The sequence below is a fragment of the Polaribacter sp. ALD11 genome (assembly GCF_002831685.1).
GTDB lineage: Bacteria > Bacteroidota > Bacteroidia > Flavobacteriales > Flavobacteriaceae > Polaribacter.
The window spans coordinates 2,225,552-2,240,421 of sequence record NZ_CP025119.1 but is presented as its reverse complement, the minus strand read 5'-3'; the positions used below and the strand labels follow the sequence as shown (position 1 = coordinate 2,240,421).

The 14,870-nt window shown below is 31.8% G+C and carries 9 protein-coding genes and 1 tRNA gene; all 10 read left to right on the top strand.

Going from position 1 to position 14,870, the window contains the following annotated elements; genetic code table 11:
• Positions 1-61 precede the first annotated feature (61 nt).
• A complete protein-coding gene (locus CW731_RS09840) occupies positions 62-277 on the top strand; it encodes a zinc ribbon domain-containing protein (protein ID WP_100947674.1) in 216 nt (71 codons plus the stop codon).
• 264 nt (positions 278-541) lie between these two features.
• Complete coding sequence (locus tag CW731_RS15680; RefSeq protein ID WP_198519807.1) at positions 542-973, top strand: DUF2452 domain-containing protein; 432 nt, start codon at positions 542-544, stop codon at positions 971-973.
• Positions 974-1,330 (top strand): dihydroneopterin aldolase, encoded by a 357-nt coding sequence (gene folB, locus CW731_RS15675; RefSeq protein ID WP_198519806.1) that lies wholly within the window; start codon positions 974-976, stop codon positions 1,328-1,330.
• 95 nt (positions 1,331-1,425) lie between these two features.
• Positions 1,426-1,499 (top strand) — tRNA-Cys (locus CW731_RS09830).
• Positions 1,500-1,947: 448 nt separating this feature from the next.
• Positions 1,948-7,509: an alpha-2-macroglobulin gene (locus tag CW731_RS09825; protein ID WP_100946562.1), complete on the top strand. Its 5,562-nt coding sequence runs from the start codon at positions 1,948-1,950 to the stop codon at positions 7,507-7,509.
• A gap of 81 nt (positions 7,510-7,590) precedes the next feature.
• Positions 7,591-9,939 (top strand): penicillin-binding protein 1C, encoded by a 2,349-nt coding sequence (pbpC, locus tag CW731_RS09820; RefSeq protein WP_100946561.1) that lies wholly within the window; start codon positions 7,591-7,593, stop codon positions 9,937-9,939.
• A gap of 117 nt (positions 9,940-10,056) precedes the next feature.
• Positions 10,057-10,221, top strand: coding sequence for a hypothetical protein (locus tag CW731_RS15590; RefSeq protein WP_157812218.1), 165 nt, complete (start codon positions 10,057-10,059; stop codon positions 10,219-10,221).
• A 154-nt stretch (positions 10,222-10,375) separates the two neighbouring features.
• Entirely contained in the window at positions 10,376-11,221 is an 846-nt protein-coding gene (locus CW731_RS09815; protein WP_100946560.1) for an MBL fold metallo-hydrolase, read from the top strand.
• A 10-nt stretch (positions 11,222-11,231) separates the two neighbouring features.
• Positions 11,232-12,929, top strand: a complete 1,698-nt coding sequence (locus CW731_RS09810; protein ID WP_100946559.1) for a S8 family peptidase — start codon at positions 11,232-11,234, stop codon at positions 12,927-12,929.
• Positions 12,930-12,996: 67 nt separating this feature from the next.
• Complete coding sequence (locus CW731_RS09805) at positions 12,997-14,838, top strand: M1 family metallopeptidase (protein WP_100946558.1); 1,842 nt, start codon at positions 12,997-12,999, stop codon at positions 14,836-14,838.
• Positions 14,839-14,870: the final 32 nt, after the last annotated feature.

Here is a 14,870-nt window from a genome sequence, read left to right as displayed (position 1 = left end):
GGTATTAAGAGTTTGTAACAAAATTGTAAATTCAGCAACTAATAAACAAACACTATTTCCTATGAGCGATCAAATTAGAAATTACACGTGTCCGAAATGCGACTCTAAAACCTATAAGTTAGGAGAAATGCGAGCAACTGGCGGAACCTTATCAAAGATTTTCGATATTCAAAATCAGAAATTTACTAGTGTAACTTGTACACGTTGTACCTATACAGAATTCTATAAAACCAAAACAAGCGGAATTAGCAATGTTTTCGACTTTTTTACGAGTTAATGAAACTTATTTTTAAGAGCCTTCAGCATAAACTTAAAATTAGCAATTGAATTAATCCTGAATTTATTTCAGGGTCTTAAAAACTAGCATTTACAGTTCTTGGGCGTTACCAAGCAAAAAAGCTTGGTCAGGCTTTTCACTATATCTTTTTATTTATAAAAAAAATAAAAAGGATGCCGTTTCAATCCTTAACGCGGGCATACTTGCTATTTAAAGTTCTCTAAAAGCTACTTTAGTATTTATATTTTGTCGTAATTTTGTAAAATGAAGAAAGACGCAGAAAAAAAGCCAGATTTAGTTGTTTTTAATGAAGAAACACAAAAATATGACGCTGCTTTAAAACCCTACGGGACCTCTGCGAGTTCGCCAGTAATTAAACCTACAAATACTGCAACTTGGACGGCAGATGGCGTAAGACGTACAAATAAAATACTCAAAGGGAAGTTTGAAGAAGTAAGAAAAGAGTATGAGCTATTGATGGAGAAATTTCAATACAATGACATGTTGTACAATGCGAAATTTGGTTTTGAGCCTATTATTGGCGAAACATATCACTTATATATAAATAAAAAAGAAGAATTATTTTTATCGATTATAGAACCTAGCGAATGGAGTTTAGAGTTTAAAGGATCTTTTAGGTTAAACTCAGATAAAATGTGGGAAAAAATTGAAAGTATTTCAAATAAAGAAGAATAAATGGGAATTATACAAGTAAACAATATCAAACTATATGCATTTCACGGTTGTTTAGATGAAGAGGCTAAAATAGGAAGTGAATACCGAGTAGATGTAGAAGTAAAGGCAAGTTTAAGAAAATCTTCAAAAACAGATGAATTGGCAGACACGGTAGATTATGTGCATTTAAATCATATTGTAAAAGAAGAAATGGCTATTCGTTCTAAGCTTTTAGAAGAGGTTGCACAACGCATTCTAAATCGTCTTTTTAAAGAAATAAGAAAGGTAAAAAGTGCCAAAGTTTCTGTAGCAAAAATAAATCCACCAATAGGCGGAAACGTAGAAGAAGTTGTTATAATTCTCACAAAAAAGCGATAAGATAAAAAAATGCTTGTAATACTTGTAAATTTGCGTAAATTTGCAATCCTTAAAACAGCTTCCTAATTTATTAGAAATAAGTTTTAAAACTAAAAGGTGTCTTGGCCGAGTGGCTAGGCAATGGTTTGCAAAACCATGTACAGCGGTTCGAATCCGCTAGACACCTCCACAAAGCCCAATCTAAAGATTGGGCTTTTTTTTATGTAAAAAAAAAATAACAATAACATATGTTCTTAGTTATATAAGAAGAGACACAAAATAGTTTCACTCTATATTATGGAACATAATATATTTATCGGTTTAAAAAGAAACCAAGTAAAAGAAATTAGTTGTTCAAACTCTGTTATAAGAGTTAAAAATGGGTTAGTCCATTTAATTCTAAAAGAAGGTAACGTCGAGAGTGTTTATTTTTTAATAATTACCAGCTGATTATCTCGATAAAAGAGGATTTAGCTTAATGAGAGAAGAATTTACCTAAAAACTTTATGGTTGGGAAGTAAAGAACTATTATTTTTATTTTACGCGAATACTAAATAAACAATAGCGAATACTAAATAGTTATCCATAAGCTAAAAAGGAATCCTTATTTTTGTGGTGTGTTTATAAAGACAACCAATATGAAAGCGAAAAATCTACTTTTTAGAATCTCAATTCTTTTATTAATTTTTTCTTGCAAAAAAGAAGAGATTAAAACCGATAACATCTATAAATTTAAAGAATACATCAGTTATACAACTTCTGGTGTTGTTTCTGTGGCGAATAATTTAGAAGTAAATCTTGCCAAAGAAGTAGATGGTTGGGAGGCGAATAAAGAAATATCATCAGAAATTATTTCTATAAAACCATTTGTAAATGGTACTATTAAAACGGTGAATAAACATGCTTTTATATTTATACCTGATGAGAATTTAGATGCTGATACCGAATATTCTGTGACTATAAAATTGAATGAAATCTATAAAAAGACTTCCAAAGAATTTAAAAATTACACGTTTCAGTTTAAAACAATCGCACCGAATTTTAATATTCAAACGAATAATTTGCAATCGTATTCTAAAGAATATCAATATTTAGGAGGCGTTGTAAAATCTGCAGATGTAATTTCTTTAGAAAATGCTAAAGAATTGATAAAGGCATCACAAAAAGGAACTTCAAGAAACATCGTTTGGAATGAATCTTATGAAAAGGGAAAAGTTTTTGAATTTAAAATTGATAGCATTCAACGTTTTGTAGAAGATTCTAAATTAGAAATTATTTGGAATGGAGATCCGATAAATTCAGAGTCAAAAGGAGAAAATGAAATTATAATTCCAGGGAAAAATAATTTTAATGTAATTCATTTAAAAGTGAATAACACTTCAGAACAATATATTTCTATTAATTTTTCTGATCAACTTAAAAAGCAACAAAATTTTGATGGTTTAGTAACCGTCAAAAATGTAAAAAATCCACGTTTCATTGTTAACGGAAATGAGTTAAAAGTGTTTTCTGAAACGAAATTTGAAGGCGCTATTTTGGTTTCCGTTTTTCAAGGAATAAAGAACATTGACAATTATAAATTAAAAAACAATTATACAGAAACCATCACTTTCGAGCAGAAAAAACCAGAGATTAGAGCAATTAGTAGTGGAACTATTTTGCCGAATTCGAATGACTTAAAATTCAATTTTGAAGCCATAAATGTTAGGGAAGTTGATGTTCGGATTATTAAAATTTATGAAGAGAATGTGTTGCAATTTCTGCAAGAGAATAACATAAATAGCAATAATGAATATGCTATAAAAAGAGTAGGTAGAAGAGTTGCAAAAGAAACCATTACTTTAATTGATAAGAATGAAAACAATACTCAAAAATGGAAAGCATATAGTGTAGATTTGGCTAAAATGATGGAAGCTGAAACCGGAGCAATTTACAGAATAGAGCTGAGTTTTAATAAGGATCAGGCTATTTACAATTGTTCAGAAAGTACGGTTTCTATTGCGAATAATACTGATTTTGAAGGTGATTATTATGGTGAAGAATATGACAATTTAAGTGAAGTTGAAGGTGAAGAAGAAAGAGAAGAATTGTATTGGGATAATAAATTGTATAGCTACAAGAACTATAATTATAATTGGAGAGAAAGAGACAATCCGTGTCATGAAGTTTATTATAATGAAAGAGGAATATCGCAAAATTTATTGGCTTCCAATATGGGAATTATCGCTAAAAAAGGGACAAATAATGAATACTTTTTTGCTGTAACAGATATTTTAAATACAAAACCTATAATTGGTGCTATTGTTAAATTATATAATTTTCAGCAAAAAGAAATTTTATCAACTAGAACAAATGCACAAGGTTTTGTAAAGGTAGAAAGTACTAAAAACGCAGCATTTGCAATTGTTTCTAAAGGAAATAAAAAAGGGTATATCAAATTATTAGACGGAAATTCTTTGTCTTTAAGTAAGTTTGATGTTGCAGGAAGTAAAACTCAAAAAGGTTTAAAAGGGTATATTTACGGAGAACGTGGCGTTTGGCGACCTGGAGATTCTCTGCATTTAACGTTTATGCTAAATGATGCAGAAAATAGGTTACCTAAAAATCACCCAGTAAAATTAGAAGTTACAGACCCAAGTGGAAAGTTGGTGTATAAGAAGGTGACGTCAGAAAATCTACACAACTTTTATAAGTTTTCTGTAACAACTTCACAAGAAGCAAAAACAGGAAATTATTCTGCAAAAATTTCTGTTGGTGGCGCAAAGTTTTACAAAAGTCTAAAAATTGAAACCGTAAAACCAAACCGATTAAAAATTAAAATTGATTTTGATGGTGAGGTTCTAACAAGCAGAAACCCAATTAACGGTACGTTAGATGTAAAATGGCTACACGGAACGCCTGCAAAAAATCTAAAAGCAGAAATTAAAGCAAAGGTTTCGGCGGCTAATTATAGTTTTGAAAATTATAAGGATTTTGTTTTTACAGATCCATCAAGAGAGTTTTCGTCAGAAGAAATAACTGTTTTCGAAGGGAAATTAGATGCAAACGGAATTGCAAAAATTAATAGTAAATTAAGTATTGGTAAAAATGCTCCAGGAATGTTAAACGTTCAATTTTTGGTAAGAGCTTTTGAAACTGGCGGTGATTTTTCTATGGATGCTTTCACTAAAAAATATGCACCTTTCACCTCTTTTGTGGGTTTAAAATCTCCAGAAGGAAATAGATATGGTTCGTTTTTTACAGATGAGAATCAGACCTTTTCTGTGGTTTCTGTAGATGAAAAAGGAAATCCGATTCAAAGAGATGAAATTGAGGTTGAAGTTTATCAAATTCAGTGGCGTTGGTGGTGGAGTGCTGCTGATGATAATTTATCTAGATATACTGCTAGCAGTTATCAGAACAAATACAAAACTTTAAAAATCAGCACAAATTCAAAAGGAAAAGGAAGTTTCAGTTTGAATATTCCAGAGAAAGACAGAGGACGTTTTTTAATAAGAGTTCTTGATAAAAAAAGTGGTCATGCAACCGGTAGAACTGCTTATTTCTATAAAAATTGGTGGCAAAATTCTACTTCGGGTGATAAAGAGGCTGCAAAAATGTTGGTATTTTCTGCGGATAAGGAAAAATACAATGTTGGTGAAACTGCAAAAATTACGTTTCCTTCAGGAAGTAAAGGACGTGCGTTAATCAGTATCGAAAATGGTACAAAGGTTTTGGAAACGAAATGGGTGGAAACGCAAAAAGGAACGACTTCTGTAGAAATTCCTATCAATAAAAACATGGCGCCAAATGTGTTTGTAAACATTTCATTATTACAACCGCATCAGGTTTCAGAAAACGATTTACCAATTCGATTGTTTGGTATTATTCCGATATTGGTTGAAGATAAGTCTACCAAATTAGAACCAGAAATTTCGATGCCAAATGAATTGCAACCAGAAAAAGAGTTTGTTGTAAAAGTTTCAGAAAAAAACAACAAACCAATGACCTATACTTTGGCTGTTGTAGAAGAAGGTTTGTTAGATTTAACACGATTTAGAACCCCGAATGCATTCGATGTTTTTTATGCAAGAGAAGCTTTAGGTGTAAAAACCTGGGATATTTTTGACGATGTAATTGGCGGATATTCAGGAAGTATCGATCAAGTTTTTGCCATTGGTGGAGATGGAAATGCATCAAAAGGGAAAAACAGAAAAGCAAACAGATTTAAACCTGTTGTAAAATATTTAGGACCGTTTTATTTAGAAAAAGGAAAAACGGATTCTCACAAAATTACCTTACCGAATTATATTGGTTCTGTGAGAACAATGGTAATTGCTGGTGATGTTAATAAAGGGGCTTTTGGAAATGTAGAAAAAGCAGTTCCTGTTAAGAAACCTTTAATGGTGTTGGCTACATTGCCAAGAAAATTATCGCCAAAAGAAAAAGTTACCCTACCAATTACCATTTTTGCAATGGATAAAAAAGTAAAGAATGTTACTGTTCAGGTAAAAACTTCCAACGGAATTTCTGTTGTTGGGAACAAGTATCAAACAATCAACTTCAAAAAACCAGATGAAAAGATGGTGTATTTTGAATTGGATGTTTTAAAAGCAAATGGCATCAATACGGTTGAAATTATTGCGAGCGGAAACGGAGAAAAAGCAACTTATAAAGTAGATTTAGATGTTGTAAATCCGAATCCGATGACCTCTAAAGTTGTTGATGTAACTATTGAAGGAAAACAAATGCAAAGTATCAACTTTAATACATTTGGAGTCGCAGGTTCAAACACGGCAATTTTAGAATTGTCTACAATTCCGTCCATTAATTTTTCTGGAAGACTAGCCTATTTAATTCGCTATCCGCATGGTTGTGTAGAGCAAACAACATCAAGTGTTTTTCCTCAGTTATTTTTAAATGATATTTTTGATTTAACTGCGGATAAAAAACGTCAAGTTCAAGAAAACATAGAAAACGGAATTAAACGATTAGGGAAATTTCAACAAGCAAATGGAGGTTTGAGTTATTGGCTTGGAGAAAACGAGACAGATGATTGGGGCACAACGTATGCAGGTCATTTTATGTTAGAAGCTGCCAAAAAAGGCTTTGTTTTACCGTTAACTTTTAAAAGTGATTTTATTAGATATCAGAAAAATGCAGCAAGAAATTGGAGACCAGATTACAGAAATAATTACACAGATTTAGCGCAATCTTATAGGTTATATACGCTGGCCTTGGCTGGAAGTGCAGATTTGTCTGCAATGAATAGAATGCGAGAGTTTAAACAAATTTCGAATGAAGCAAAATGGCGTTTGGCTGCGGCGTATGCTTTGGCGGGTCAGAAAGAAGCTAGTAAAGAAATTATGAGTACTGCAAATATTAATTTTAGCACTTCTAAACACAATTATTACACGTATGGTTCTGTAGATAGAAACCGAGCAATGGCTTTAGAAACGATGTTAATTACCAATCATAAAGACACCAAAGATGTAGCAAAATCTATCGCAAAAGAGTTGTCTAGTAATAAATGGATGAGCACACAATCTACGGCATATAGTTTGTTAGCAATCGGAAAGATGGTTGTTAAAAACGGAGGAAAAGCAATCAATTTAAAGTATACAAATGATGGACAAACGGTTGCTGTAAAAACACAAAGTTCGATGGTTCAAAGAACTTTAAAAGTGAAAAAAGGCGAAAATTCTATCCGTATAAAAAATGATGAAAATAATATTGTTTTTGCAAGAATTATCAATTCTGGGCAATTGCCTTTGGGTGATGAAATTTCTGAAAGTAGAGGTTTAAGTGTTGCTGTTCAGTATATCGATTTGGAAGGGAAGTTAATCGAAATAAATGAGTTGAAACAAGGTCAAGATTTTGTTGCAAAAATAACAGTGAGTAATCCGAAAAATGAAAGTGTAAAAGACATTGCGTTAACACAAGTTTTTCCTTCTGGATGGGAAATTGTAAATACCCGTTTCACAGATTTTGGAACTACGACAAAAAGTGAAGCACGTTACACAGATATAAGAGATGACCGTGTAAATTTCTATTTCGATTTGAATCAGCAATCTAAAAAAACAGAGACAAAAACCTTTACTGTTTTACTGAATGCGGCCTATTTAGGGAATTATTATTTACCAGGAGTTCAGGTAGAAGCGATGTATGATAACGATTATTTAGTGAGAACTAAAGGACGTTGGATTGATGTTGTAAAATAAGATGTCATTGCGAGGAACGAAGCAATCTCTCAATTAAAATAACAAATTGCTTCGTAAACTCGCAATGACAGATAATAAATAATGCAGATAATAAACTACATAAAACGCCATAAGAAGAAAACAATATTCGTTGTTGTTTTACTGATGTTCTATGCATTTTGTTTGCCAACAAAGTTATTTACAAAACCTACATCAACTGTAATTACGAGTAATAATGATGAGTTGTTGGGTGCATTGATAGCAAAAGATGGGCAATGGCGTTTTCCTCATAATAATGCTGTTCCGCAGAAGTTTAAAACCTGTTTAATTCAGTTTGAAGATGAACATTTTTATAAACATCCTGGGTTTAATCCGGTTTCTATTTTTAAAGCATTAAAACAAAATTTGCAAGCAGGAGGTGTAAAAAGAGGCGGAAGTACAATTACGCAACAGGTAATTCGATTAAGTAGAGACAACCGATCTAGAACGTATTTTGAAAAGATAAAAGAATTGATTTTTGCCACACGTTTAGAGTTTCGGTTTTCTAAAGAAAAAATTATTTCTTTTTGGAGTTCAAATGCACCTTTTGGTGGAAATGTAGTTGGTTTAGATGCAGCTGCTTGGAGGTATTTTAATAGAAATGCATCCCAATTATCTTGGGCAGAATCTGCAACCTTAGCAGTTTTACCAAATGCACCAAATCTGATTTATCCGGGGAAAAATCAACAAAAATTATTGCTAAAAAGAAACCGTTTGTTACAAAAATTACTTGCTAAAAAAGTAATTGATTCTTTAACTTATGAATTATCTGTTTTAGAAGAATTGCCACAGAAACCGTATCCACTTCCGCAAATAGCACCGCATTTATTACAGAAAATTAACAAAGAAAAAAAAGGGGAGTTTGTAAAAACGACAATTGATAAAAAATTACAACATCAAGCGAATACCATTGTAAAAAACCACTACAATCAAATTAATAAAAACGGAATTTATAATATTTCTGTGTTGGTTTTAGATGTAAAAACAAGACAGGTTTTAAGTTATGTTGGTAATTCGCCAACAGATACTAAACATCAAAAAGATGTAGATGTTATAGACAAACCAAGAAGTACAGGAAGTATCTTTAAACCATTTTTGTACGCTGCCATGTTAGATGCTGGAGATTTGTTGCCCAATATGTTGGTTGCAGATGTACCTACAAACTTTGGAAGTTATCAACCAGAAAACTTTGATAAAAAATATGCAGGAGCAGTTTCAGCAAAATTAGCCTTGTCAAAATCTTTAAATGTGCCAACCGTAAGAATGTTACAAGATTTTGGATTGGAGAAATTTCATGATTATTTACAAAAATTAAAGTTAAAAGATTTAAATAAGAATCCGAATTATTATGGATTAACATTGGCTTTAGGAGGAGCAGAAAGTAACTTGTGGGATTTATGTAAAAGTTACGCATCCATGGCATCAACAGTAAATCATTATACCCAAAATTCTAGCAGGTATTTTAAAAATGAGTTTTGTGAACCTACTTTTTATGGAAATGAAAAGATTGATTTTGGGCAAAAAACATCCGAAAAGATAATTTTTGATGCGGCTTCTATCTATTTAACTTTCGAGAGTTTGAAAGATGTAAACAGACCAAATGCAGACCAAAATTGGGAATTTTTCGATTCATCAAAACAAATTGCTTGGAAAACCGGAACCAGTTTTGGTTTTAGAGATGCTTGGGCAATTGGTACTACGAAAGATTTTGTAGTAGGAGTTTGGGTTGGAAACGCAGATGGAGAAGGAAGACCCGGTTTGGTTGGTGTGCAAACTGCTGCACCCATTTTATTCGATATTTTTGATAAATTACCAAATGCAGCATGGTTTGAAAAACCGTTTGATGAAATGACAGAGATCGAGATTTGTAATAAAAGTGGTTACAGAGCAACACAGATTTGCGAAGAGAAATCATTGGAGTTTGTTCAAAATGCTGGGTTAAAAACAAAACCTTGTCCGTTTCATGTTTTGGTAAATGTAGACGCATCCGAAAATTACCAAGTAAATACTTCTTGTGAACGTTTAGAGAACATTAAACAAAAATCTTGGTTTGTGTTGCCGCCATTAATGGAGTATTATTACAAAGATAAAAATCCGTTTTATAAATCGTTGCCAAAATTTAGAAACGATTGTTTGGGCGAAAATAAAAATGCGATGAAGTTTATCTATCCAACAGAAAAAAGCACGATTTTTTTACCAAAAGGGTTTGATGGAAAAAAGAATGAAATTATATTAAAAGTTGCCCATTCTAATAGTGAAGCTACTTTGTTTTGGTATGTAAATGACAGGTATTTAGGAACCACTAAAGAAATAAATGAGTTTTCAACATCTTTAGAAATAGGTGATTATATAATTTCAGTTACAGATAGTTTTGGAAATGAAATTCATCAAAAAATAATTGTAAGAGATTGATTTACTTAAGGGTAGTTAGTCGCTAGTCATCTAAACTAAAGCGTGTTTTGTCGAAAAATATTCTAGAAAAATGAACCTCAGTAGTACTTTTGTTCTATAATAAAAATACTATTAATTATGTTTTTACAGATTTTACCACCAGATGCATTTGCAACTTCAGAAAATGTTTTAGACAATCAATTATTGATGGTGATTTTAGGATTAGGAGTCTCAGTTTTTGTAATTATTAAGGGAGCAAAATTTTTAAGCAAAATTAAAGTTTCTAGACTAGTAAAAAACTAAGTTATACTTCTTAAGAATTAGATTTTTATTAACAGAAAATCATACAATTTTCTTCATATTTGTAAATTGCAAAAGTATTTTGTGATTTACTGTTTAATAAATCATTAAATTATTATTTTAAAAGTAATTTTAATGATTTTTTAATTTCTTAAAAATGAAGATTTATCCAATAGAAACAGGTAATTTTAAGTTAGATGGTGGTGCAATGTTTGGCGTTGTTCCTAAAACTATCTGGCAAAAAACAAATCCTGCAGACTCAAACAATTTAATTAATATGAGCATGCGTTGTATGCTTATTGAAGATGGAGATCGTCTCATATTAATAGACACGGGCTTAGGTTCTAAACAATCAGATAAGTTTTTTGGCTATTATTATTTATTCGGAGATTTTTCTTTAGATAGTTCTCTGAAAAAACATGGTTTTCATAGAGATGATATTACAGATGTTTTTTTAACACATTTGCATTTTGATCATTGTGGAGGTGTTATTGAATGGAATTCTGAAAAAACATTACTACAACCCGCTTTTAAGAATGCAAAATTTTGGTCTAATGACAAGCATTGGCAGTGGGCAACCGAGCCTAACGCTAGAGAAAAAGCTTCCTTTTTAAAAGAAAATATCAATCCTATAAAAGAAAGCGGACAATTAAATTTTATCCATAGAAATTCTATAGATCAAATTGGGTTTGATGTTTTGTTTATGGACGGTCATACAGAAAAACAAATGTTACCAAAGCTGAATTACCAAGGTAAAACTATTGTTTTTATGGCAGATTTATTACCAACAGTTGGGCACATTCCTTTGCCTTATGTAATGGGTTATGACACAAGACCTTTATTAACAATAAAAGAAAAAGCAGCTTTTTTAAATGAAGCAGCAGACAATAATTACTATCTTTTTCTAGAGCATGATGCGTACAATGAAATTTGTACAGTACAACATACAGAAAAAGGAGTTCGATTAAAGAACATACATAAATTTACAGACATATTTAATTAAGAGAAGAGAAATGAGCGTATTAAAACCAATTATTTATACAGCAGTAGCTGCATTTTTATTAGCAAGTTGTAAAACATCAGTAAATACAATTCCGGTTCCTAATGGAACTGATACTGTGATTAATGTTCCTGCGAAAAAAGGCGTGTTAACTGAAAGTGAAGAGCATGTTTGGAGTCATATGGATTTACAAACAGATTCTATTCCTGGAATGAGTATTGCAAAAGCATATCAATTTTTAGAAGGAAAGAACGGTACAACAGTTATTGTAGCAATTGCAGATTCTGGTATAGATGTAGAGCATGAAGATTTAAAAGATGTTGCCTGGGTAAACCTAAAGGAGGTTGCTGGCAATAATAAAGATGATGATAATAATGGGTATGTAGATGATATTCATGGTTGGAATTTCTTAGGAAATAAGGCTGGTAAAATTGTAAATGCAGATCAGTTAGAGTTAACCAGAATTGTTAAAAAAGGAATGGATAAGTTTGGTGATAAAAAAGCTTCAGAAATTGCGGATGCTGATAAAACTGAATTTCAACAATTCTTAAAATTAAAAGAAAAATACACAAAATCTGTTGATGCCCACAAGGAAGAGTTAGCCAATCTTAAACAAACCGAAGATAGAATTAGTCAAATTGAGCAGAACTTTATGGAGGTGAAAAAGTTCTTAGGCAAACAAGAGCTTTCTGTAGAAAACTTAAAAAGTGCAAAGCCAGAAAGTGCTCAACTAGCAGCTAAAATTGCAGATGTTTCTAATATGTTAGGCAGAGGAATGTCTGAAGCAGGTTTGTTAGACTATAAAAAACAATTAACAGATTATAAAAAAGGAAAAGATGCTTCTAAAAGTTACGATCTAGATTTTAATGAACGTCAGACTTTAGGAGATGATTTATATGATATCACAGATAAATTCTACGGAAACAATAATGTAATAGGTTCTAAAGATTTAGAAAGCCATGGAACGCATGTTGCTGGTATAGTAGCAGCATCTAGAAACAATGGTAAAGGGGTAAATGGTGTTGCAAATAATGTGAAAATTATGGCAGTAAGAGTTGTGCCAGATGGAGATGAGCATGATAAAGATATCGCTTTAGGAATTCGTTATGCAGTAGATAATGGCGCTAAAGTTATCAATACAAGTTTTGGTAAAGCATACTCACCAAACAAACAATGGGTTTACGACGCAATTAAATATGCAGCAAGTAAAGATGTTTTAATTGTAAATGCTGCAGGTAACGATGGTAAAGATATTGATGTAGAAAGAACATACCCAAATGATTCTGAAGACTTGGTAAATGAAATTTCTGATAATGTTTTAACCATTGGTGCAATGAGTTTGCATTATGATGAAAAATTACCAGCAACTTTTTCTAATTACGGAAAAATGAATGTAGATGTATTTGCACCTGGGGTAGCTATTTATGCAACTTTTCCAAAAGATGAATACCAAGCAATTAGTGGTACTTCTATGGCAGCACCTTCTAGTGCAGGAGTAGCAGCTTTGGTTCGTTCTTATTATCCGCAATTATCTGCAAGTCAGGTAAAACATATTTTAATGAATTCTGGTATCAAAATTAATTTCGAAGTAATTAAGCCAGGAACAAAAGAAGAAAAAGTTCCATTTTCAGATTTATCTGTATCTGGTAGAGTGGTAAATGCCTACAATGCTGTAAAAATGGCAGATAGGATTGTAAACGGAAAAAAATAATTTCAAAAAACAGTGATGATTTCATCGCTGTTTTTTACTTTTATAGTTAAACTTAATCTATTATAACATGAAAAAAAACCTATTTTTAGTTTTTACAATTGCATTGATAACTTCTTGTACGCAGACAAAAGAAGTAACTTATCAGCAAAACAAAGATGCTAAGTTTACTACATATTGGCAGCAACACATCGATTATACGATGGATATTGATGTAGATGTAGAAAAACATCAATATAAAGGAACACAGAAAGCAGTTTATACAAATAATTCACCAGATGAGTTAACAAAAGTATATTACCATTTGTATTTTAATGCATTTCAACCAGGTTCTCAAATGGATGTTCGTTCTTTAAATATCAAAGATCCAGATAGAAGAGTTAGGGATCGAATTAGCAAATTAAATGCCGATGAGATTGGTTATATAAAAGTGAATTCACTTACACAAAACGGAACAGCCGTTTCTTTTGAAACTGTAGGAACTATTTTAGAAGTAACTTTAAATAAACCTATTGCATCTGGTGAAAGTGTAACTTTAGATATGATTTTTGATGCACAAGTTCCGGATCAAGTTAGAAGGTCTGGTAGAAATAGCAAAGAAGGTGTTGCTTTGTCTATGGCACAATGGTATCCTAAAATGGCAGAATATGATTTCGAAGGTTGGCACACACCACCTTATATTGCGAGAGAATTTCATGCGGTTTGGGGTAATTTTGATGTAAAAATTTCAATCGATAAAAAATACATTCTTGGTGGAACTGGGTATTTACAGAATCCGCAAGAAATTGGTTATGGCTATGAAGACAAATCGAAACCTTTAAACATTCCTAATACAGATAAATTGACTTGGCATTTTAAGGCGCCGAACGTACATGACTTTATGTGGGCTGCAGATCCAGACTATAACCACGATGTTTTAAAAATGGCTAATGGAATTGATTTACACTTCTTGTATAAGAAAACCTTAGAAGCAAAATATCTAAGTAATTGGAAAGATTTACAACCAAAAACAGCTGAGTTAATGAGTTATTTTAGCAAACATATTGGTGCATATCCTTACAAGCAATACTCTGTAATACAAGGTGGAGATGGTGGAATGGAATATGCAATGTCTACTTTAATTACAGGAGAGAGAAGTTTTGGAAGCCTTTTTGGAGTAACAGCACATGAAATGGCACATACTTGGTTTCAGTTTTTATTAGCGACTAATGAAAGTAAACATCCTTGGATGGATGAAGGATTTACTTCTTATATTTCTAATAAAGCATCTTATGAAATTTTAGATAGAGGAGACAATAATCCGAATGCTGGTCCTTACAGAGGATATAATTATTTAGTTAATAATAATATTGAAGAGCCATTAACAACGCATGCAGATAGATATAATACGAATGCAGCTTACGGTACTGCAAGTTATGGAAAAGGAAGTATGTTTTTATCTCAATTAGAGTATATTATTGGGGTTGAAAATGTTGCTAACGGACTTAAAAAGTATTTTGCAGATTTCAGTTTTAAACATCCAACACCAAATGATGTAAAACGTTCTATGGAAAAAGTTTCTGGAATTCATTTAGATTGGTATTTAAACGAATGGACACAAACAATTCATACAATCGACTACGGAATTAAATCTGTGAATGGAAAAAATATAACGCTAGAAAGAATCGGACAAATGCCAATGCCGATGGATTTAGAAGTTGTTTATACAGATGGTTCTAAAGAGAATTTTAATATTCCGTTAAGAATGATGAGAGGAAATAAACCTACTACAGCAACCGTTTTAAAAGATTGGGGTTGGGCAATACCAACATATTCTTTTAACGTTTCTAAAGCTGTAAAATCTGTTACAATAGACAAAAGTAAGTTAATGGCAGATGTAAATGATGACAATAATGTTTTTGAAGTAAAGTAAATACTCTAAAATAATCAAAAAAAAAGACCTCA